Consider the following 21,736-nt stretch of genomic DNA (forward strand, 5'->3'; position numbering starts at 1 on the left):
CTAGGCTTGAGGGCTTCACTTTCTCACTTCTGCAATAGAGACGGATTTTGGGAAGCGTCCGGCATTCCCGAAACTCGATCCCAAACGGGACGATCGAGGCCAGCGCAGTTCGACTGGTTCGGTCATAAACGTATATCTGTGCGCGTTCTATGCGTCGTCCGCTGTTCGCGAAAACCTTCCTTTCTGACGACCTTGCCGGCGGGCCATGACCGCAACGCATTTCTGCGGCCTGCTGCTTGTCAAAACTGTTCTGAAAACCTTCTTCGCAAAAGCGGCTGCCGGCGACGGGTTTAGAGAACCCATTGGCAGGAAGCGTGAGCACGACGCCCCGTTTGCAAGCAGCGCCGGATGATGGCGAGCACATTGGCAGATAATTCGAGCAGGATGCCACCTGCCAGTGGCAGAGAGCGTGAGCAGAAAAACCGGCTGTTTGCGAGCAGACGCCGCTACGATTGCAAGCGCCTACAGGTAGGTCTCGTCCTCGGGATAAGGCGGCTCGAATCCGACCGCCCGCATCACCGCGGCCTGTTTGGCGCTCAGGCGATATCGGTTGCAGATCGATCGGCTCCTTCATCGTGCCCAGGTTAGAAGAACTCCCGGCCACCACGATACTCGCGCCAGGCATTATCCCATTTCGTGCCGACGTCGCCACTAACCGGCCGCGCGCCGACGTCGAATCCGGCCATCACGTCGTCGATATGCGGTGCCGGCGCCGGCGTGTTGAACGGCGCGATCCCGCGCGCCTTCAGGTGCCAGACATAGGCGCACTCGTGATCGGTTACCGGCGGGGCCTTGCCCCACGCCACGTCCTGAAACTGGCGCTGCGCCGCGCTCCTCGGCCGGCGCTCGCGCAGACGCAGCGCATCGTAGAACAGCAGATGATCGCGCAGCAGCGCCTCGTAGCGTTCGACCGTGCGCGGGTTCGCGCCGCTCTGCTCCGTCATGCTTCACTCCGTCAGTGCGGGTGAAAATCCTCGTCAGACTCAATCCGATATGCTAGGCTTTGCAAGCCTAATTCTGACCAGCTCGGTCAGCTACGGATTAAGGAAGGAGCGGCCATGTTGAACCACGAAACTGGCCAAATGGACTGGGATCGGTATCCGATCGGTGGGTCCCCTCCCTCGCCTTCGTCCTATTACATCAATCCGCAGAACATGTATGATATGTCCACTCCTTACGGCCGAGAGCTGATGGATGAGGCTTATCCGTCAAACTCGGCTGTGGTTGAGGGTCACGGGAATTCGAAGTGGACCGCGATGGCAATTATTGCCGTAATCCTCATCGTTTTCTTTTTTCCTTTCCATTAGTTTCTCAACTGCCACCGCCTCGGATCGACCGGAGCGCCATCCCTCCATAATTCATAATGAAGGTGCGACCCGGTCGATTTCCCTGTGCTGCCAACGCGGCCAATCACAGCCCCGGCCTCGACCGTACTTCCTACCTGGAAGCCAGACCGGTCCTGCATATGGAAGTATTTGCTCTGTGAGCCGTCGCCGTGTTGCAGGACCACATAATTCCCGGCACCGTTGGCTTGGAAGTCGTTCCGAATGACCTGACCCGATGCAGGCGCGCGGATCTCCGTCCCGGCTGGCGCTGCAATATCCACCCCTCGGTGATGCCGTCCAGGCTCGCCCGTGACCGGATCGATCCGACCACCCATTCCCGAACTCAGCCGCCCCGAAATCGGCAGCATCGTTCGCTCACCGCGAGGGACTTCGTAAACATGGCTGGTGCCAGCACCTATGCCCAGATTGTCACGGACCCAGTTGCGCGCGCCCTCAACACCCGGAAGTGTCGTCGTGATCCACGCGTCATTGCGCTCTTGGACATGGTCAACTAGCTGACCCGCCGTCCCTCTCGCCTCGTCGACACCATTGCCGACCTCGAATGCGCCACGCGTGATGCGCGCTGACGCGTTCGGAATCGCGTCAGCGACGTTGCCGGCCAGGTCAAGGTCGCGCGAACTCTCGCGGATCGAAACATCTGGCCCTTGCGCCCTGACACCCGCTGCCCGCTGATTGCCCCATTGTTGTACCGCACCCGGCGTCGCCGATGCAGGGCCATGCAATTGCCCGGAAAGGCGCTCAGGCACGCTTACACCCAGTTCGTCGCGAACCAAAGCGACGCGGCGCTCCATGAACTCGCCCAGCAGGATATCGCGCACCTGTTCCTGTTGCGGCGTGCGCGGCATGACCATGCCCGGCGTCCACCCGAACTGCGACAGCGTGTCGTCGCCGAGAAGCCGCTCCTGGGCATACACGACAAACTCCTGGCTCTCGTTCCGGTTGAGGGACCAGCCCCGCGCCGAGGACTCCCTCACATCATTGCTGACCCGCTGGAACGTCTCTTCGGCTCGAGTTGCTTCCAACGACGCCGACCGCGACTCCCCGACGCTGACGCCGAGCTTCTGCGACAGCGACCGAACCTCGCTATCTCCGCTCGTGCTCGATTCACGCATGAATTCGTCGCGTGCTGCCCGGGCCTGCGTCGAATTCGTCTCCTTAGTAAGATAATCCGAGAGCTCAGAATACGCCTGTTCGCCCGAAATGCGTCTGTCCGTATTCTCGCTGGCGATTGATGCGATCTTGGCTGCCAAGCCTGCTTTTGTATCGACCTTCCACAACTTCGCCGCAATCGAAAGGCCTGCATCCGCACTTCCCGTCATTTGGGTCGCTCGTGCTATACTCTGACTGTCGGACTCACTAAGCCCAAAGCGACTGGTCAGCCCGGTGGAAAGGCTCCGAGATGCCTCCGTCATTCTGGTGATGCTGTTATTGAACCCCGACCCCGTCTCGGTCGAACTCCCCCGCCGATGCTCAGCGGCCGTCAACAGATCCGTCGCCGTCGTCGCCGTAGCGTTCCAGGATTGCGATGCCGCCCTGCGGAGCGACTGGGTGTGCGTCTGCCCGTCCGAGAGCGCGCGGCTCATGCTGCTGTCGAACCCGGCGGTCCGCGTCGGCGTGAACGCGAGGTTCGAGATGCCCTGGCGCGTATCGAACGCGTTGGTCCCGTCCGCGAAGCCGTATGTCACCCCGCCATCGGCGTTCGTGAACGTGCCGACCGAATAGCCCGAATTGAACTTGGGCTGATCGTCGAACTTGTTCGCCTGGGTCATGCCCGACGTCAGGTTCTGGAACGAGGTGTTGCCGTACGAATAGTTGCCGGTCGTGCGCTCGGTCGCCGCCTGCTCGGCCGCGCTGTGCGCCGGTTGCAGCATCGAGGTCGCATGGCCCGCGATCGCCATCGCGCCGCGCGCCATCCCGCCCGCGATGAACGGCACGCTCATCATCAGGAAGCCGGCGAGCGTCGAGATCGATTCATTGACGCTCGCCATGCCGTCGGAGACCAGCAGCGTCGGCCCGATCGGCGATGCCGCATGGTAAAGGCTCGCCGCCCTGCTCATCACGAACATGTGCAGGATGACGTAGAGCGGCCCCCAGGAGGCGAGATAGAAGAACCCGGTCGCATAGCCCTTGAGCGTCTGCAGGCCGGTCCTGGGGAACAGGAACAGCGGGAAAAGCACCGGGAACATCGCGTAGAACACGACCGTCAGGACGATGCCGAGGAGCGGCACCCAGGTCATCGCCTGCGTCGCGATCGAGGTGTAGGTGTTCTTGGCCTGGGCATCCGCGCGCTGCGAGGCGTAGGCGTCCCACCCGGCGTCGGAGAAGCTCTCCCGCGCGGCCAGGAACGCGTCGATCATCGAGATCTGCTTGAGGTACGAATAGGCATCGGTCGAACTGCCGTGCATCTGCGCCGCGACGATCGGCAGGTCATCGCGGATGCGCTGGGCCGCGACCGTGTCGGCGATGCCGGGATAGGCGCTCTTCGCGAACGGCAGCAGATCCTTGTCGTAGGCAGCCCGCCACTGCGCATCCATGCGAGAATATGCCTCGTTGCACGGAATGATGGAATTCTCGGTCGTGCCGGGGCCGGTGGAAGTAATCCAGCGCTGGCTGCGCGCCGGCGACCCCGGCCCGATCGACGCCCACAGGTCATTGGTCTTGGTCAGGTCGTCCATCGCCTTGAAGCCGAGCAGTACGTCATAGAAGGTGCATTGCTTCAGGTGCTCGTCGAGGTTGGCGCGGAAAACGCTGTCGGTGATCTGGAAGGTGCGCGCCTTGTCCATCAGCCGCGCGCCGTAGATCATGCCGTTGTTGGTCAGCGCGAGCGCGTTGGGCATGACGAACACGGTCTCGGCCGACCGCGTCATCCAGTCGCCGACCTGGCTGGTGAACGAGGCCATCACCCCAAGCCCCAGCGGCACATTGTCGACCACGGCCGGCGCGAGCGCGGGGTTGATCCGGTCGGTCACCTTCACCGTGACGGTCGGGACCATCAGCATCATGTAGATAAGCGTCGACTGGAGGAACCAGTTGAACCACGCCCGCCAGTCGAGCGAGAAGGCGACGACGAACAGCGAGTAGATGAAGCCCATCACCATCACGACCTGGAGCATCGAGCGATAGCCCCCGCCCCCGGTCCATGCCGCGACCGCATTGAAGACGTTGACGATGTATTCGCCCCCGCCGATCGTGAAGACTTCGAGCCCGCCCATCGCCGTCGCTCCCTTGCCGCCGTTTACCGCAAGCCCTGCGCGCTGAGGCCGCGTCCGAACCGGAGCGAAGCCGACAACTGCGGGCTCATGGTGTTCTTGAGGGTGGATTCCATGAACTGGGTGTACTGGATCACCCGGTAGGTATTGGAGATCTGCCCGGCCATCTTCTCGCTGCGCCGCGACAGCTCGGTCTTCACGCTGTCGACCTGGGCGCGCCACGCCTTGAACTCGTCGGTCGAGACGAACTTTGCGCCCGCCTGCGCCTGCGAGATCGTGTCCAGCATCCGGTCGAGCATCGACATCAACATGTCGATCGCGACCATCTCGGCGAGGGTCGCGCGATCGCCGCCCGACAGGCCCATGTGCGCCGCCTCGTTGACGACGAGGATCTTGTAGAGCGGGATCGAGGTCATCCCGAGCAGCGCGATCTCGTCACCCGACAGCGCGGCGTTGGAGCGGATCTTGCCCGACATGCTGTCCATCGCCTTGAGGACGCGCGTACGCAGCGCCTCGTTGGTCGAGATGCTTAGCTTGGTGGGCGTGGGCTTCAGACACCCCTTGTCGTCGGTCGTGTCGCACTGCCACACGTCGGTCGGCGCCGAGGCGGTGCCGTCGAGCAGCGCCTGATAGGTGTCCCAGCTGGCCGGCGCGATGAACTGGAACGCGCCCATGCTGTCTTTCGCCTTCGTCGCGTCATAAATGATCGTGCCGACCATCGTCATGAGGAACTCGGCATATTCCCGGGACGGTTTGGTTGCGCTCTTGGCGTTCAGTGCATACCAGGTGTAATTCTTCGACTGGACCAGCTCGGCGTCGTCGCCGGCACGCGCGATCGTATCCTCACGCTCGCCCTTGTTGGTGCAGCCGTGGCGCGCCGCGGCCGCGTCGGAGAAGAAGCCCTTCGCCCCGCCGACCTGCTGGCAGATCGTCGAGGACGCCCCGTCCATCGCCGGCCACAGCGAGCCGACCGCCTGCTGCGCCGCCTCGCAGGAGGACATGTTGAACGCGTTCAGCTGCTGCACGCGCTGGCTCATGTCCTTCATCACCCCGCCGATCTGCGCGGAGATGCTGTCGATCGCGAGCTGGAAGGCGAAGCCGATCGCGTTGTTGGCGGTCGCCTTGAGCATCGCCACGATCTCGTCGGCGTTGATGAACGAGAACGACCCGGCGAACAGGTCGATGCCGCCACAGCCGCCGCGCGCGCTGGGGAGCGCGACGCTGACCGGGTTGATCGACTTCTGCGGAAATCGGCTCCACAGCGAACCACCCGAGTAATAGCCCGCCGACTGCCCCTGGAAAGCGGTCGGGCCGGTCACGTTCGCGGCCGCGCCCGACTTGTTGAAATAGCTGTTCATCTCGCCCTGGACGTCGGCCATCGCCGGCGTCGCGACGAGACCGCCAAGCGCGAGGATCATGCTGGCCTGCGCGAGAACCGCGGCGCAGAAGCGGACGATCGAGCGGACCATCAGAAGTCACTCCCGGGCTTGACGCTGGTCAGTGTGAAGATGCGGTTCATCACCTCGTCGGCCGCCATCACGCCGTAGCCGATCGGCATCGGCTGCTTGGTGACGGTGTCGAACAGGACGAGCGCGGGCACCTGCTGGCCGCGCATGCCCATCGCCTTGTATTGCCCGGTGTCGACCGTGTAGTTCGGGAAGGCACGGGTCGGCCCGCCATCGAGCGAGATCGCCATGACGGTCAGGCCGAAGCGATCCGAGACGCTGCGCATGATCGGCCCGAAGGTCTCGCACGCGGCGCAGGCCGACGAGTAGAAATAGAACACGCCGTACCGCTGGGAGATCTGCGACAACACGCGCTCGCGATCGGCGTTGCGCGTGTCGAGCCAGGTTCGCTTGCCCAGCTGGCTGACGGGGCGCTGGAGCGTGTAGTCGAGGTCGGGGTTCTGCCACACCGTGCGCTGCCACATGTCGGCGAACGACGAGGCGCGATCGAGCTGCTCGCGCTGGAAGGCGATATAGTGGCTGATGTTCTCGGGCGTCGGCTCGAGGATCGCCCGCGCCTTCAACTCCTCCAGCTGTTTCGAGATCGCCGCAAGCTGCTCGGCCGACGACCGCGCGGGCTGCGCCGACCGCTGCTCGGCGGGCTTGGCTTTGGGCTTGTCGCAGTAGAACCAGGTGCCGAGCCGCCGTTCGCGGCAGTAGAAGTCGTCGCCGGTCTGCGCCGCGACGCGGTCGGCCGATCCGAGATCGTCCGCGGTGCCATAGCTATCCTGACCGCCATCGCGGCCGTCGTCACCGGCATCGCGGGTGGACGACACCGAATCCGGCAGCGGCGTCAGCTCCTGCGCCGTCGCCGGCGTCAGCACGGGCGATGCGACCGAGAGGATGAGAGCGAGGGTCAGGGCCTTGCGCATGTCAGTCGTCCTTCTTCTTCTGCTTTTCGCGATCTTCCTGTTCGCGGCGGGTGAGGTAGGATTTGAGCGTTCCGAGGAGCGACGGCTCCTTGAGCGACACGAGCTGCGCCATGTCGTCGGCGAGGATGCGGAACAGGTTGCCGTACACCCCGATGATGAGGTTGCGGGCGTGCCGGCGCGGGTAGAGCGTCTCGCCCCGGCGCAGGATGAGGTTGGCGCGGATCAGCCGCGCGATCGTCGGTTCGAGATCGGCCACGCACAGCTTCGTATCGAACCAGCTGTCGAGCGTCGGGATAAGGAACCCGGCCGGGTGCGGTCCGGCGCGCAGGAGCGCGATCAGGACCGCAAATTCCGCGACCGACAGGTCGGGAAAGGGACGATGGTCCGACAGTTGCGTCACGCCGGTCATTTGCTCTTCTTCGCGTCGTAATAGGCCTTGATCCGCTCCTGGATCTGGCGCGAGGTTTCGATCTCGTCGGGCAGCTTCGCGGCGTCGACGAACTCGGCATAGACCTCGGTGAAATCCATCACCGACAGGTCGAGCCGCGAGAATTCGTCGAGCGTGAACCCCTTGCAGGTTTCCTTCTTGGCGCTGCCCCACGGCTTGTTGATCTGCGGGCGTCCCTGTTCCTGCAGGATGCGCGACAGCTTGCTTTCGAAGCAGCAATAGGCCGTCGATTTCGATGTGCAGATGCCCAGCACCTTGTCCGAGCAATAGTCGCCCAGCTTGTGGCACATCCCCATGCGGTCCTGCACGTCGAGAAGCTTCTCGTCGTTCGAGCACATAAACATGGTGAGGAATGGCGTCGCGAGCGCGGCGATCGCCACCGGCCCGCCCGCGATCGCGGCCGCGCCGGCAGCCGTGGTGATGAGGCCCGACGCCTTGCCAGCGCAGCAGTTGACCAGCCCGAACACCGGCTTGTGGCAGGTCTGCCGCTTGCCCGAAAACAGCGTCAGCGTATCAGGGTCGAATTCGGCATTGGCCTGGCCCAGCGCGTGCAGCCCGACCACGGCGTCCTTGAACTCGGTCGATGCCTCGCGCTCGACCGGCTCACACTCACCGTCGATGCAGTAGACGTCGTCACCACAGATATATTGCTTTGGATCGTTCGTCGGAGGCGACGGAACCGGACATTTGTAGACCTTCGTGGTTACCTGGCACGCACCAACCTGCGGATCGTCGAGGCACTCGTCACGCAGGAACGTGCATTTTCCGCCGTTCTCCAGATCGCTGCAATCGGACGCCTGGGTGATGCGCTGGCAGGTGAACGGGCGCGACCACGCCCAGCACGATGCCGTGACCGACACACCGTCAATGATCCGCGTCTCAGGCCCCTCGGTGCAGACCTCCGGTCCCGTCGCGGTGCAGGCGGTGTCGGCCACCAGCGCCGGACAGCTTCCCTCGTTGCGCTTTAGCGTGATCTCACGCGTACCTTCCTTCCTGAGATACACTGTGCCGGTCGCGTAATTCTGGTGCGCCGGGATCTCCGCCTGGGGGATTTCGGCCGAGCACGAATAAAGCTGCGCGGTGGTGCGCATTGAGGACAGGCTCTTGCACCAGCGACGATAGTCTTCGACGTTGCCGCCGCCCGCCCCCAATTCGATCTGCGCATCGCAGATATGCGGCGTCCCCGCCTCGACCCGGCAAATGCCGGCACTGACCTTGGCCTGCATCACGCTGTTGCGGGCGAACCCGTTACCTTCGTTCTGGTCACGCACGCCGTAGTAGAAGTACCGCAACGTATCGACGATCACCGGGTCCATCCTGCCGGTGCAGGTCGCCGGCGTATCCTCGACCTTCGCGCCCTTGTTGCAGGTCGCCTCATAATAATCGGTGGTGCCATTGGGTGGCAGTGGCTTGCAGCTGCTTTCCGTGCCGCCCACCGACTGACCGGCCAGATAGCTGTTTGGGTCCTTCTCCACGTCCTGCGCGCGCGTGAGGTCGCCGGCGGGCACGGTCACGACCTTGCGGCCCGGATCGGTGACGAGCTGCCATGCCTCGTTCGCGGCAGCGGCAGACCCACCCGCCGCGATCAGCGCGTCGGGATCGTCGGCATAGGCTTCTCCGGGCTGGGTGCCGCTGCTGAAGCCCGGGATCGTCGAGGGAAGGTCGGTCGAGGAGATGATGCCGCCCGATGCCTGTCGCGCTGGGGTCGCCAGGGCCTTCGCCTCGGCGCGCGCGCCCGCCATATCCCCCTTGGGATAGGTATAGGTCGAACTGCTCGACTGCGCGCTCGGCTCGGCCGCGACCGCTTTGCTCGATGCCGCGGGCTGCACCGTGCGGGCGGTGCTGGCGGTGGTCCGCGCGGGAGCCGCGCTCGGCTCGGCGACACTGGTCACCGTCGTCTTTGCAACCGGCGCGGATGAGGGTGTGGGGGTCGGGGTAGGCTTGGGGGTCGTGTCGCTGAAGTAGGTGTAATCGCCCAGGCCGTAGAAGTCGCCGGTGCCCTGCTGGCCCTGCTGGGTGGACTGGGCCTGGGCGAGCGCCTGCGCTGCCAGGACCGGCGCCAGGAGACCGATGAGGAGGCGCCCCCCTCGCATGGCTCAGGGATTCCGGCCGAGGTTGGCGAGCGCGGTCCGCGCGACCAGCGCGCCGGGGCCGTTCTCGCCCGCGAACGTCTCCAGCGCGTAGCGCACGGTGACATTGCCCTCGATGCGATCGAACGGAGGCGGCGTCGTCTTGCAGGTGAGCCCGTCGCACGGCGTGAAGTCGCTCGACGAGACCACCATCGTCGGGACCGCGGTGACGTCGAACGCTCGGAACAGGCGCGGGTCGATCCCGATCGAGGCGAACTGCTGGTCCTTCTCGACCACCTTGGAGAGCGCGGCGATGAACGCCTTCCCCGAATTGCCGGGGAAGCCCCGGAACACCACGACGCCGCCAGCGGCCGAGGTATCGGCGATGATCCGCTTCAGCGCCTGTTCGGGCATCGAGGTGGACACGAACACCATGAACTGCGGCGCGGTGCCTTGGGCCTCCTTGAGGTTGGCCGAGGCGGCCTGGATCATCTCGTCGAAGTCGACCGCGCCCGCCGGCCCCCTGGGCAGGTTCGCCTTGTCGATCGTGCGCATCTGTTCCAGCGCGACCGCCTGCACGGTCTGCGCATCCTTGCGGAACGCGTCGCCGCGGCGCTCGACCTCATTCACGAGCGCGGTCGCGTCCTGTTCGGACTTGGCCGATCGCGCGCGGATCGCGTCGAGATCGAGCCCCTCGACGGTCTGGGCGAGAACGGCGCAGCCGGTGCCGATCGAGGCGATGGCGAGCGCGGAAAGGAGGAACTTCTTCATGTCAGATCCTCACAGCATGCAGCAGTTGCGCTTGCGCCAGAGCAGGTAGCCGAAGTCCTCGCCCTTGACGGGGAAGGCCCGGCCCGCGTCGGGCGGGAGCGTCGTCGCGCCGATCGGCGAGCAGGCATATTTGCCGCTCACCGTGGGCGTCGGATTGGTCATCTGGATGCGGTATTGCGACTTCTTCAGGATCGGCATGACGTACTTGTTGCAGAGCGCCTTCGATCCCGCGGTGCCCCACGCCAGCCCCTGCCGGTGCATCTTGAACAGGAGCCGCTCGGCCGCGAGACGCGACGACTGGACCGGCGAATTGTGCGCCGCGATGTTGCCGTTCATCGGGAACATCGAGCCGTTGCAGCCCGAGCACCAGAACATCGGGTCGATCGGCAGCTTCGCGCTCGCCGCGACGCAGTCGGCCGCGCAGGCGGCGACCGCGATCGGATTGTTGAACAGTGCGACCTCGGGGTTGATGAGCGTGGTCAGCACGTCGTCGTTCCACAAGGGATCGATCTCGGTCATGTAGGCGACGTCGAACGACGCCTGTTCGAAACACAGGAAGTCGGTCAGGATCTCCATCCAGTAGAGCAAGGGATAGACGTAATAATGCGCCTGCCAGTTGGCGCTGGCCTGGGTCGCGCCGCCCTTGATGAGCGGGCCGGTATACTGCCCCTGCCCGATATCGAGCCCCGGATTGAGGCGAAGTCCGCCGAGATTCGGGAAGCACCACGGCTTGGTGGTCACATCGACGAGCCGCGCCGGTTCCCAGAAGCCGATCGAGATGCCGATGCGCGGGATCGGCGAACCGCACGCACAGACCGGCAGGCTTGGGTTCTTGGTATCGGGTCGGCTCCCCGGCCAGATGTGCGCGCCGCCCACCGACAGCGGGAACAGGCACGACCAGCAGACGTCGGTGATCGGGTTGACGAACTTGCCGGTGCAGTTGGCAGGGAGCGCGCTCGCCGGCGCCGGCAGCAGCGCGAACGCGGCGATCATGCCGAGCAGGGTGAGTAGGCGGCGGATCATGCGCCGGGCTCCTCGGAGAAAGCGATGACCAGGGGCACCATCCGGGCGCGGTCGCGTCCATCGAAGCTTATCGACTGATCGGCCAGCGCGCGCACCAGCGCACGGCGTTTGCCAACCGATATCGTCCGCCCGCTTTCGGCAAGGACGAAATCGATTTCGTTTCCGATCGACGCGGCGGTCACCGGATCGGCACGGCCCCCGAGAAGCCTTCGTACGAGGGACTCGATCTCGCAATGCACGCGGGACAGGAACAGCAGCGCAGGGACGCTCGAGAGCAACGCCACGGTCGCGATCGATACGACCATCGACAAGGCGACGACGGGAAAGAACATCCAGGCCGGGAACAGCGCGAATATGGCGAGAACATATGTCCACCCGAAGCCGACTGCCGCGACACACAGAAGCGCGTAGCGCGCGATCAGGCTGATGCGCTCAGTCGTCATGCCCTGCCCTCCCCGTCCGGCTGCGCCGCGAGGCTTGCGTCAAGGAAAGCGTTATCGGCGCGGTTCTTGGCGATCACATACACCGGCACCAGCACGACCAGCGCCAGCACCAGTCCGGCAAGCGCGCCCCCTGCCCCGGCGCCGAGCACCGCGCGCAGCGGCTGCAACGCGCAGATGGCGATCGCCAGCGCGATCGCCGACCACAGGATCGCGCGCCGCATCGCCTTGAGGGCCGGCGTCTCGGGCGCGGCCATAGGCGTCCTGAGCATGTCGAGCCACATCATGCGCCCGCTCCCGGCATCTCGATCTCGCTGATCCTGAGCAATTGCCCCGCCGGTTCGACCACGGCGGGGACGCGCGCGATCCCGAAATGGCTGGTGAGCTTGCCCTGCTGGTCGAAGAAGAAGCGGCGCTTCTTCTCGCCCATGCGGTTGAACGGCGAGCCGGCGACGAAGATGATCTTGGCATTCTGCGCGGTCCACCGCTTCAGCGCCCAGTCGACCTGCGCATCGTCGCGGCCGTCGATGAACACGAGGTCGGTTTTCATCGCGACGAACGACAGCGGATTGACGCGCTGCCCCGCGCGCGCGACGAGCCGGCCCTTCTGGTCCTGGATATCCTGATCGAGCACGATCGTCGGGTCGAACGTCCAGCTGCGGCTTTCGCGCACCGCGCCGATGCCGGCGACGGGGATCGGGTTGCGCACGCGCTCCTCGGTCTTCTCACGCAGCGCGGTCTGCATCCGCTCGATGCCGCCATTGGCCTGCAGCGTCTTGAGCCTGGTGTCGATCGTCGCCAGCAGATCCGGCTCGGCGATCGCCCAGGTCTGGCCCATCACGCCGTGATCCTTTGCGAGCGCGCCCTGCACGATCGGCCAGGACGACGAGGCAACCAGCGCCACGCCCAGCGTTCCGCCGAAAAGGCCCGCGCGCCGGATCACAGGATGGGTGTCCCGGTGCCGATGATCTGCTTCGCGCAGGCAAAGCCGATCTCGCCATAGCGGCTGTCGAACCCGTCGGGGTGCGCGGTGCCGACATAATAGCAGCTCTCGGGTACGCGCCCGACCGGCCCCGGCGTCAGCACTTCGCCGAAGCGCGAGCGCGGCTTCATGTGGGCGACGCGGACGCCGTCGACATAGACCCATTCCCCGCGATGCTCGACCAGCGCGCCGGCCTCGCCGATCACGCGCTTGCCGAACGGTCCCGAATCCGGTCCGAAGTGGCGGCGCACCAGCTCGCCCTCGGGCGGCGCGAAGAACACATAGTCGCCCTTCGCGGGTACGCGGCCGCGCTGGATGAAGAACGCCCAGTTGGGGAGGCTCTCGCTGGCGTTTATCATGAAGGCGTGGGTCTCGCGCCACGCCGCGATCGAGTTGTAGCCGCCCCACACGATCCCGAGCAGCGCGACCGCGCTCCACTGGCGAACCCGCTTGACGATCAGCGCCTTGCGGGCCGCGCGGTCCCCGGCGACGTCAACCGCCGTGGGAGCCGCATGACCGACCCGCGCCAGCGCCTCAGTTGCCGCTGCCATCGACCCCTCCCGGCGCGGACTGGGTGATCGTCGCCTCGACCGGCGAGACCGGCGCAGGCCCGAACGGGGAAGCGGTCGGGACCGCCGTCCCTGGCGCGGCCGGCGCGACGGTCCCGGAGGCTGGTGGGAGCATCGCACCGACCGCGGGACCTGCCGGGGCGTTCGGCGCGGCCGCGGGGAGCGGCACGCGCGCGAAGACCGCGCGGCGGATCTGGTCGGTGATATCGGGGACGTTCTTCGACAGCACCGCCTCGCCGACGAGGACGGTGGTGCCGCTCGCGCCGACCTTCTTCATCTCGTCGTCGAGCGCCGACATGAAGGCCTGGGTCTGCGCGGCCACCTGTTGGGGCTGGCCGTTGCTGTGGCTCTGCGCCTGGACATATTCCGAGACGATGCCTTCGAGCCGCACGCTCGCCATCGGCACGGTCGCCGGCGGGGCCAGGAGATGCTTGGTCACCCACGCCCCCCACAGCAGCACCGCGACCGCCAGCGCGACCGCGACATAGGCGATGACGGGCAGGCCTTGCGGCTTGCGGCGATCCACCTTGTCCGCGACCGGACGGCGCGGTGCCGCGCCGGCTGCGTCCTCACGGGGTGCCGGGGCCGAGGCGGACGATTGCACCGCCGCGGACGCGGCCTCGGGACGATCGAGAACATCAACCATGACGGGAGCCTTTCGTGGAAGTGATGATCGCGCCGAGCAGGCGCACGCGGGTCACGGCGACGATGCCTAACGCGACCAGCCACACGACGAACAGCTGGTCGCCGAACGCCGCGCGGCGTGCCTGGTCGGCCGCGACGAAGCGCGTGCCGAGGTTGGCGACCTGCGAGAAGAAGCCGAGCGCGGTGAAGTCGCCGAGCATGAGGAAGAACAGGATCGCGACGCCGAAGGTCGCGAGCAGCGTCATCGCCATCCAGCCCGACACGCGCAGCAGGATATAGCAGGCGTCGCCGATCGCGCGCGTGCCCGTGCGCTTCCAATCGGTCGCCGTCGGCGTGCGCCAGTCGCGCTCGTGCGTGAAGGCGTTCATTCCGCCGCCTCCACCCAGGGCTCGCCCGGAGGATTGTCGCGATATTCCTCGGGGAAGGCGACGCGTTCGATCGCCTCGTCCATCGAGCAGCCGAGTTCGATCAGATGCTCGATATCGGCGAAGGTCTGCGGGCTGGAGGAATAGAGCGTCGCCGAATATTTATCGAGGACGAGCCGCCCGACCGCCATCGATTCCGGCCCCTTGATGAGGATGTCGGAATATTCCGCGCCGTTGCGCTTCAAGGAACGCAGCAGGCTTTCGGTATAGGGGTCCATGTCGAACCGGCCGTGCTTCTGGAAGTCCGAGATCGTGTCGGGCTTCTGCATGAGGATGACCGACCAGTCGGAGTTCTCGAGCGCCGCGAGGCTCCCTTCCGACTTGTAATAGTCGTTGAGGCTCTGCGTCGCGGTGATGAGCGAGGCGCCATATTTGCGGCAGGTACGGCTGTAGGTCTCGACGAAATCGGCCATCGATCCGCCGCGCAGCATCTGCCACGCCTCGTCGATCAGCAGCGCCTTGGGGATCTGGCGGTCCATCCGGCGCATCGTCTGCGACGACATGAACATGATCGCAGTCAGCACGACCGAGCGCAGTTCCTCGCGGCTCGACAGGTCCGAGAGCTCGAACACGGTCAGCGCGTTCGATATGTCCACCGACGCCTCGCCGGTGAAGAAGCTGCCGTAGGTGCCCTTGCCCGAGAACGGGAACATCGCAATCGCGAGATCCGTGCCCTGCACCGAGCCGTCGGAGCCGAGCGCCTCGATCACGTCGTCGACGCACCCTCCCCTGCCCTTGGCCTCCCACACCTGGTTGACCGCGCGGTCGATCAGACCGCGCTCGGTGTCGTTGAGCTTGTCGATGTGGCGGCCCATCTGGCCGATGATCGACTTGAGCATCGCGAGCGCGTCGACGAGATAGTCCTCGTCCTGCGCCACCAGCGTCTCGTCGATCATCGAGAAGGGATTGAGGCTGAACCCGTCGCGCAGGCGGAACTCGACGAAATTGCCGCCCAGGCTCTTGGCCATATGCTCGAACGAGCGGCCGTCATCGATCACGATGATCTTCGCGCCCACGCCGGCGAACGCCGCGCACAGCTCCTGCAGCGCCACCGACTTGCCCGAGCCGGACTTGCCGAACACCGCGACATTGTGGTTGCCCGCCTTGTTCTCGAACGGCGACCAGAAGAAAGGCTGGCCGCGCCGCCCGATGAACATCAGGTGCGGCAGATGCCCGCCGAGATACTCGCCCTGGATCGGCAGCATGTTCGCCGCGGTCGAGGTCAGCATCGTGCGCAGCCGCTTCATGCGCTTGAGGTCGCTGTCGAGCCCGTTGCCCAGCGTCATCGGCAGGCACGACATGAACGCCATGATCTGGAGGAACCGCTCGTCGAGCAGGTCCCACCCGGCCGCCTTGTACATCGACTTGACGGTGCGCTCGTTGGCGTCCCCCTGCCCCTTAGGGCTGATGATGCCGACCGCATAATAGGCCTGCACCAGCTTCTTGCCGAGGCGCAGCTCCTGGGTGACATGCTCCCATTCGCGGCTCTGATCCTTCAGCTGCGGGAGCAGCCGCGCCGACTTCGAGTCCGCCAGGCTCGACGTGCGCATGAACTTGTAGCCGGCCTTCGACGAGGCGGCCTGTTCGTCCTGGTAACACAGGCACAGCGACGTGAGCGTCGGGCACCCCGGGCGCAGCTTGTCGGAGAACATGTCGCCGATCAGCTTCTGCACGTCCCACGGTGCCCAGCGGTTGGGCAGGTTCCTGACCGAGAAGAAGCGATAGTCGAACGTGTCGGGCCGGATCTCCTGATATTGCGTCTCGCCCGACAGGTTCGTCACCGCGCGCAGCGGCTCGACCGACACCAGCAGGCGATCGGCCTGGACGACGGTCTGGACGTCGCGCCGCACGCACTGGTCGGCGATCGGATCGAGGTCGGAATATTCCGAAACGTGGTCGGAGACGTCGAACGCCGGCGCGGTGATGTCGTCGATCAGCGCGATCAGATCGACCGGCCTCAGCCGGGTTGCCGGCATGTCGATCGACTGCAGCGTCGAGACGATGCTGTCGCGAACGCCGGTCAGCTCCTCGGGTGTCGCCTTCCCGCTGCGGATCGAGACCGACAGGAAGATGCGATGGTTGCGGACGTGAAACGGCCCGTCCTTCGACATCGACACCCAAGCGCCGTGGCGCAGGAACGCCGACCGGCGCTCGGCGATCTTGCGATGGATGCCGCCCGCCTTGTAGCGCGGCAGCGCATATTGCGCGATCAGCGCGCCCACGCGCGGGCTCTGGAATGCGAGCAGCTGAACCCGCGCGCTGGGCGGGACGCTCTCTGACAGCATCTGCGCGATGATCTCGCCGGTGCGTTCGTCCGCGCCCATCAATGGCGCGAGTTCCAGCGCGAACGCGATGCTGTCGGTCTGGTAGAACAGGTCGTGCCGCGCGTCATAGCTGCGATACGGCAGCCACTGCGACAGCATCGGCGCACCGTGCGAGGGCGTGCCCTGGTCGGGTGCGCGCGTATCGCCGAGCAGGCGCGCGATGAAGCCGGTCTTCGCCATGACGATCAGTCCTCCACACGCGGCGAGTAGGTCGCGGGACGGTTGCCCGGCGTGCTCGACGCGAGTTCGGGCGACGCCGGCTTTTGCGTCGCGGCGATCGGCACACCCTTGCCAGCAGCCGCCTCGCGCGCCTTGGCCCGCGCGGCCGCGACCGCCGCCGCGCTCGGTGCGCCGACCGCGCTCGCCGCACCTGCGGCCGCTGCCGGGGCGGCGACCTGGGCGACCTCGGCAGGCACCGGGGGAAGCGGGGCGATCGGCGCGCCGAGCTGCGAGAGGATCTCGGGGCTGACGTTGAGCGTCTGCGTCGCGGCGAGCGCGGAGCCGTGGCCATCGGTCGCCGCGAGCCACTGGCCGTTGTCGACCACCGCCTGCACCACCGCGGTCTCGTGGAACCGCCCCGCCGCGTCGACATGCGAGGGGAACACGATCCGCAACACCTTCTGCGGCCCGACCCCCGCCGCCTGCGCCGGCACCGGCGTCGAGGCATAGGCGATCCGCTGCGTACCACCGCTGTTGCGCGCGGGTGCCTGGTACGGTCCTGCGGGATGATAGCCACTGTCGCCAGTGATCTCGGCCAGCGCCTTGTCATCGATGACGGTCGCCGGCGAGCAGCTGCCACCCTCGGGCGCGCCGCACGCGAACTTGCCCGAGATGTTGGTGCCCAGCGTCGTACAGCTGGCGAGCAGTCCCAGGCTCGCGGTCATCGCCAGCGCGGCGATACGCTTGGCGCGGGCGTGCGGGCGATAGTCGGAAACCGGGCAGGCCGGCAGGCGGATCACGGATCGGGTCACGACTTGGCTCCCTTCAACCATTCGACGAGCTGGGCCTTGGGCCTGAAACCCTCGATCACCGCCCCGTCGGAGCGGACGATGACGGGCGTCCCGTTGATGCCGTGCGCCTTGGCGAACGCCTCGTTCTCATCGAGACCGCTGGTGTCGCACTTCGGGCCTGCCGGGACCGGGTTCTGCGCATAGGCCGCGCGGACCGCCGCATGACGATCGCGGGCGCACAGCACCTGGTTGGCGATCTCGCGGCTTCCCAGCACCGAGATCGGGCGCTCGATGACGCGCACGTTCATCGTCTCGAGCGCCTGACTGAGCGCGCGGCAGTAGCCGCAGTGGAAATCGGAGAAGACGGTGACCGTCTGCGTGCCCGAACCCCACACGATCGCACCCTTGCTCGACAGCCGCGTCACATCGAGCGTGCGGGCGACGGCGGGCTGGGTCGTGACTCGCGCACCCGCCCGCGCCGCGCCGGCCTCGGGCGCATCGGGCGTGGCATTGGCCTTCGCCGCGCCGCCCACCAGCATATCGGGATTGAGCGCGAGCAGCTTGGCGGCGGTCAGATCCTGCCGCGTCTCCATGTCATAGACGCGGCCGATGACGAGATAGCGCGCCGACTTGTCGACGTAGAACAAGTTCGCACCCGCCACGACCTCGCACAGCCCGTCGACCTTGGAGCAGTCGATCGCATCGACCTTGGTCTTGGGAAGCCGCTTCTGCAGCGCGACCTGGACCTGCGCGCCGATCGGCGCTTCGGCCGAGCCGGTCAGCAGCATCGCCGCCCCCGCCATCGCGCCGATCATGATAGTATTTGCCATGTGACCGCCTCCTTCCGGGCTCAGTTCTGGATGAAGACGCCTTCGAGGAAGACGATCTCGACATCGATGCCGGTCGGCATCTCGATGATGGGCTGGTACTGTTCGGCGCGCTCGATCAGGTATTTGGAAACTGTTCGACCGCTCTCGTCGGCGCCGCCGCCCAAAGCGCGCAAACCGACGTTGCCGATGCTCGGGGTGCGATTGATCCCTCCTTTGCCGTCTGTCTCGAAGGTTGCGAGTGGCTGGTTGAAGGCAGTGTTCAGCGCATTGCCTGCACCACCTACAAGCCCGGCAAAGAAAGCTTGCATCGCCAAGGAGCCCTCGCGACTGACGACACGGCCGCGCACGCCGGTCTTGCCGGCGAAGCTGATGAAGCCCTTCACGTCCGACACCGCGAACCGGCCATTGGCCTGCGGACAGGTCATCCGCTGCAGCTTCACATAGACCTTCTCGGAAGAGAGATCGCCGCGCGCCGCGCCGTTGATGACGCAGCCTTCGATCCGCGTCGTGAGCAGCTTGCCGTTCTGGTAGACCGAGCGCGCCGGGCCGGTGATGCGCAGGATCACCGGCAGCGGATCGGTCTGCGACTGCACCCCCGCCGAGGCGTCGACGCCGACGATGACCTTCGCCTTCGCGATCGAGTTGGGCGGCAGGTAATTGGGGCTGTCGGTGTAGCTGGTCGTGCCACCCGAGATCCGAGTCGCGGTGCCCGAGGGGCCGCCCTCGAACGACACCAGCTTGATCGAGCGCGACTGCGACACCGCAGCCGCTGCCGCCTCGCCCGCCGTCATCGGCGCGCCGGGAGTGCGGTAATTGGGCTGGCCGGGGCCATACATCTGCGTCGGAGCCGGCGCGGCCGGCGCGGCGTTACGCTGCGCGATCTGCTGGCGAAGCTGGTCGTTCTCCTGCTGATAGGCGCTCATGACCCGCTGGCCATCGCTCGCCATCGACTGCTTCTCGCCCTGGAGCGCGGCGATCTGCGCCTGCAACTGCTCCATCTGCGCGCGCTGGCCGTCGACGCCCTTCAGCTGATTGTTGATCGACTGCATCTGCGCTTCGGATGCGGCCTGCCATTCACGCTGCGACATGTTCCGGTTGACCATGTCGTCGGTGGTGATCTTCACCTCCTTCCCGTCGGTGCCGACCGGCTTCAGCTTGGCATCGTCGCCCATGACGTACCAGGAGCCCAGCACCAGCGCGACGGCGCCACCACAGCCGAGGTAGAGCAGCTGCTTCTTGCGGACGGCATCGTTGCCGGCCATCAGCTCGCTGTCCCCGCCCTCCTCCGGCTCGGTATCGAGCTGCTTGGCACGGTTACGCTGGAAGATGTCCTTGAGGCTCATGGCCGCACTCCGTTGGCGAGGCCCGAAGGCGTGACGATATAGGCGGTGGTGGCTTCACCGGGCTTGAGGTTGGGGTTGGCGACCGAGACCGCGATCGCGTTCGACGGTGCGATCGTTCCCTCGCCCAGCGCGACCGGAACCTTGCCCCGGTTCTCGATCCTGAGCGTGCGGCCTGCGAGGCTGGCGCCGCGATACTCGGCGACCATCTGGACCTTGAGCGAGCCAATCATCACCGGGTCGGTGACCGCGGGCCTGACCTCGAACCCTTCGAGCGGCGCGGACTGGAACATCGCCTGGACCAGCGTGGCGGACGCCTCCTGCGGCGATGCCGCGACGGCCGCGACCTGCGTTTCCGCGGCGCCACCGATATCCTTATTCTCGACGAACACCTGCTGCGCGTCGTCACCGGCGAGGCGGCACGAGAATTTGTAGACATAGCCCTTCGACGTGGTGCCGAAGAACGACACGTTCGGCCGAGAATAGGCTTCCGGGACCGACACATAGATGTCGCCCCGGGTCGGTTCGTTGACCACGGTGAAATCGTCGGTATCGACCCCGGTGGTCAGCTTCGAGACGCTGGCGAAGCGATCGTCCTTGAGGCTGACGCGGGTCAGCCCCGACTTCGACATCGTGCAGGCGACCTCGCTGTTGTCCTTCGCCAGCACATGCTCGTCGGCAAAGGCTGGCGCGGCGAGCACCATTCCGCCCGCGACGATCATCCCTGCCCCGATCAGGCGCGATAGCGAACACAGGCGCGATGCGAAGGCGGTCCCGCCCCCGATCAGCCCGACTGCGACCCAGGCGGTCATGCGTCGTCTCCGATGGTTGCCGCGGCGTCCTTGTCGGCCTTGGTGACCATCCCGAAGCCCTTGAGCTGGAGAGTCAGGCCGCGATACGCCCAGTAGAAGCGGAACGTCTTCGGCTCGGCGGTGACCGACTTCGAGCCGACGACGGTGTGCAGCGTGCCGGTCACTTCCGAGGTCAGTTTCTCGGTGTCGACCTTCATGCCGGCGAGCGTGAAATACTGGCTGATGCTCGATCCGCGCTGCTCGTTGAGGATCTTCATCAGGTCGCGCTTGAGCGAACCATGTGCTTCCGGCGTGGCGATCGCCAGGATCGAGTCCATCCAGTATTCGAGATTTTCGGGCGAGCGGTTGAGCGTCATCAGCGCGGTGTCGCGCGTGACCATCTCCAGATACTGCTCGCTGACCCCGCTCGACGAGAGCGTCAACGGGGAGCGGACGATCGGCTGCAGGACGATCTCCCGGTCACGGGTCGCGCCGACCAGGAACAGCAGCACCACGAGGCCCGCGAGGACCAGCGCGACGATGCCGAGCATGTTGCGCTGCTTGAGGACGCGCTGCGACTGCGCGAGACCGACAGAATAATCCATTTAGCCCACCATCACGCGAAGGTGGGAGGGCGGTGTCGCCTTCAGCCCGGTAAAACTCGACGGCAGGTGCCAGTAGGCCATGTGGAGAATCCACGACGTGGCCTTGCCGGCTTTGAGTTTCCGAAAACCCCACCAGCCGAGCAACGAGACCATCAGTCCGATCACGACGTGCTGCGACAGGATCCCCCAGATGAAGGGGATCGCCATCGCGAGGAACTCGTCCAGCGTCCAGAAGCCGATCAGCTCCGGGTCGTCGAGATGCGAAGGGATGGTGTACCGGTCCATAAGCTAAGCCGCCCTCCCAGCGGTTGATCCAGCCGACGCCTCAGATCGTCGCGGTGACGGTCGAGGTGACGATCGGGATACCCGTGCCCGCGCCGACGCCGACGGCGACGGGAACGGCCACCTGGCCCAGGCTGAAGCGGCCCGACGCCAGCGCGACGATGCCGCCCGCGAGGCTCATGACGGTGATGATCTTGCCGCCCGAGCCCTCGAGGAAGTCCGTGAACTTCGTCAGCGCGGTATTGAACGTCGTGTCGGCGCCGGCGAACGCCGCCGACGCGCCCAGGACCATCACCATCGCGATGATCGC

General features: G+C 65.9%; 22 protein-coding genes. All 22 read right to left on the bottom strand.

Annotated features, from left to right (window positions below):
• Positions 1 to 584: 584 nt before the first annotated feature.
• Complete coding sequence (locus ACM61V_RS21860; protein WP_037447150.1) at positions 585 to 944, bottom strand: hypothetical protein; 360 nt, start codon at positions 942 to 944, stop codon at positions 585 to 587.
• 359 nt (positions 945 to 1,303) lie between these two features.
• Positions 1,304 to 4,558, bottom strand: a complete 3,255-nt coding sequence (locus ACM61V_RS21865; RefSeq protein WP_062126597.1) for a conjugal transfer protein TraG N-terminal domain-containing protein — start codon at positions 4,556 to 4,558, stop codon at positions 1,304 to 1,306.
• Positions 4,559 to 4,581: 23 nt separating this feature from the next.
• Entirely contained in the window at positions 4,582 to 6,024 is a 1,443-nt protein-coding gene (locus ACM61V_RS21870; protein ID WP_037494469.1) for a conjugal transfer protein TraH, read from the bottom strand.
• A complete protein-coding gene (traF, locus tag ACM61V_RS21875) occupies positions 6,024 to 6,932 on the bottom strand; it encodes a conjugal transfer protein TraF (RefSeq protein ID WP_419714717.1) in 909 nt (302 codons plus the stop codon). Before traF ends, ACM61V_RS21870 begins: the two co-directional genes overlap by 1 nt.
• A gap of 1 nt (position 6,933) precedes the next feature.
• Entirely contained in the window at positions 6,934 to 7,341 is a 408-nt protein-coding gene (locus ACM61V_RS21880) for a hypothetical protein (RefSeq protein WP_037447140.1), read from the bottom strand.
• A complete protein-coding gene (traN, locus tag ACM61V_RS21885) occupies positions 7,338 to 9,473 on the bottom strand; it encodes a conjugal transfer protein TraN (RefSeq protein ID WP_419714718.1) in 2,136 nt (711 codons plus the stop codon). Before traN ends, ACM61V_RS21880 begins: the two co-directional genes overlap by 4 nt.
• A gap of 3 nt (positions 9,474 to 9,476) precedes the next feature.
• Positions 9,477 to 10,220, bottom strand: a complete 744-nt coding sequence (gene trbC / locus ACM61V_RS21890; RefSeq protein WP_024310617.1) for a type-F conjugative transfer system pilin assembly protein TrbC — start codon at positions 10,218 to 10,220, stop codon at positions 9,477 to 9,479.
• 9 nt (positions 10,221 to 10,229) lie between these two features.
• On the bottom strand, positions 10,230 to 11,243 hold the full coding sequence (gene traU, locus ACM61V_RS21895) for a conjugal transfer pilus assembly protein TraU (protein WP_024310618.1): 1,014 nt from the start codon (positions 11,241 to 11,243) through the stop codon (positions 10,230 to 10,232).
• A complete protein-coding gene (locus ACM61V_RS21900) occupies positions 11,240 to 11,686 on the bottom strand; it encodes a hypothetical protein (protein ID WP_419714719.1) in 447 nt (148 codons plus the stop codon). Before ACM61V_RS21900 ends, traU begins: the two co-directional genes overlap by 4 nt.
• A complete protein-coding gene (locus tag ACM61V_RS21905) occupies positions 11,683 to 11,970 on the bottom strand; it encodes a hypothetical protein (RefSeq protein WP_419714720.1) in 288 nt (95 codons plus the stop codon). Before ACM61V_RS21905 ends, ACM61V_RS21900 begins: the two co-directional genes overlap by 4 nt.
• Entirely contained in the window at positions 11,967 to 12,626 is a 660-nt protein-coding gene (gene traW / locus ACM61V_RS21910) for a type-F conjugative transfer system protein TraW (protein WP_069320828.1), read from the bottom strand. Before traW ends, ACM61V_RS21905 begins: the two co-directional genes overlap by 4 nt.
• A complete protein-coding gene (locus ACM61V_RS21915) occupies positions 12,623 to 13,216 on the bottom strand; it encodes a S26 family signal peptidase (RefSeq protein ID WP_069320827.1) in 594 nt (197 codons plus the stop codon). The genes traW and ACM61V_RS21915 overlap by 4 nt, the downstream gene beginning before the upstream one ends.
• On the bottom strand, positions 13,200 to 13,880 hold the full coding sequence (locus ACM61V_RS21920; RefSeq protein WP_069320826.1) for a TrbI F-type domain-containing protein: 681 nt from the start codon (positions 13,878 to 13,880) through the stop codon (positions 13,200 to 13,202). Before ACM61V_RS21920 ends, ACM61V_RS21915 begins: the two co-directional genes overlap by 17 nt.
• The gene (locus tag ACM61V_RS21925) at positions 13,873 to 14,247 is read right to left on the bottom strand and encodes a hypothetical protein (RefSeq protein WP_419714721.1); all 375 of its coding nucleotides are present in this window, start codon (positions 14,245 to 14,247) and stop codon (positions 13,873 to 13,875) included. Before ACM61V_RS21925 ends, ACM61V_RS21920 begins: the two co-directional genes overlap by 8 nt.
• Positions 14,244 to 16,808, bottom strand: coding sequence for a type IV secretion system protein TraC (traC, locus tag ACM61V_RS21930; protein ID WP_069320825.1), 2,565 nt, complete (start codon positions 16,806 to 16,808; stop codon positions 14,244 to 14,246). Before traC ends, ACM61V_RS21925 begins: the two co-directional genes overlap by 4 nt.
• Positions 16,809 to 16,813: 5 nt before the next feature.
• The gene (locus tag ACM61V_RS21935; RefSeq protein ID WP_069320830.1) at positions 16,814 to 17,599 is read right to left on the bottom strand and encodes a conjugal transfer protein; all 786 of its coding nucleotides are present in this window, start codon (positions 17,597 to 17,599) and stop codon (positions 16,814 to 16,816) included.
• Positions 17,596 to 18,408 carry a DsbC family protein gene (locus ACM61V_RS21940; RefSeq protein WP_066282721.1) on the bottom strand — a complete coding sequence of 271 codons (813 nt, stop codon included), beginning with the start codon at positions 18,406 to 18,408 and terminating at the stop codon, positions 17,596 to 17,598. The genes ACM61V_RS21935 and ACM61V_RS21940 overlap by 4 nt, the downstream gene beginning before the upstream one ends.
• Positions 18,409 to 18,428: 20 nt before the next feature.
• Positions 18,429 to 19,751: a TraB/VirB10 family protein gene (locus tag ACM61V_RS21945; RefSeq protein WP_007406327.1), complete on the bottom strand. Its 1,323-nt coding sequence runs from the start codon at positions 19,749 to 19,751 to the stop codon at positions 18,429 to 18,431.
• Positions 19,748 to 20,560, bottom strand: a complete 813-nt coding sequence (locus ACM61V_RS21950) for a type-F conjugative transfer system secretin TraK (RefSeq protein ID WP_066282723.1) — start codon at positions 20,558 to 20,560, stop codon at positions 19,748 to 19,750. Before ACM61V_RS21950 ends, ACM61V_RS21945 begins: the two co-directional genes overlap by 4 nt.
• Positions 20,557 to 21,144, bottom strand: coding sequence for a type IV conjugative transfer system protein TraE (locus ACM61V_RS21955; RefSeq protein ID WP_064312054.1), 588 nt, complete (start codon positions 21,142 to 21,144; stop codon positions 20,557 to 20,559). Before ACM61V_RS21955 ends, ACM61V_RS21950 begins: the two co-directional genes overlap by 4 nt.
• Positions 21,145 to 21,429 (bottom strand): type IV conjugative transfer system protein TraL, encoded by a 285-nt coding sequence (traL, locus tag ACM61V_RS21960; RefSeq protein WP_007406330.1) that lies wholly within the window; start codon positions 21,427 to 21,429, stop codon positions 21,145 to 21,147.
• Positions 21,430 to 21,469: 40 nt separating this feature from the next.
• Positions 21,470 to 21,724 (bottom strand): hypothetical protein, encoded by a 255-nt coding sequence (locus tag ACM61V_RS21965; protein ID WP_371262956.1) that lies wholly within the window; start codon positions 21,722 to 21,724, stop codon positions 21,470 to 21,472.
• Positions 21,725 to 21,736 lie beyond the last annotated feature (12 nt).

The sequence above is a fragment of the Sphingomonas sp. TX0543 genome (genome assembly GCF_048565505.1).
GTDB lineage: Bacteria > Pseudomonadota > Alphaproteobacteria > Sphingomonadales > Sphingomonadaceae > Sphingomonas.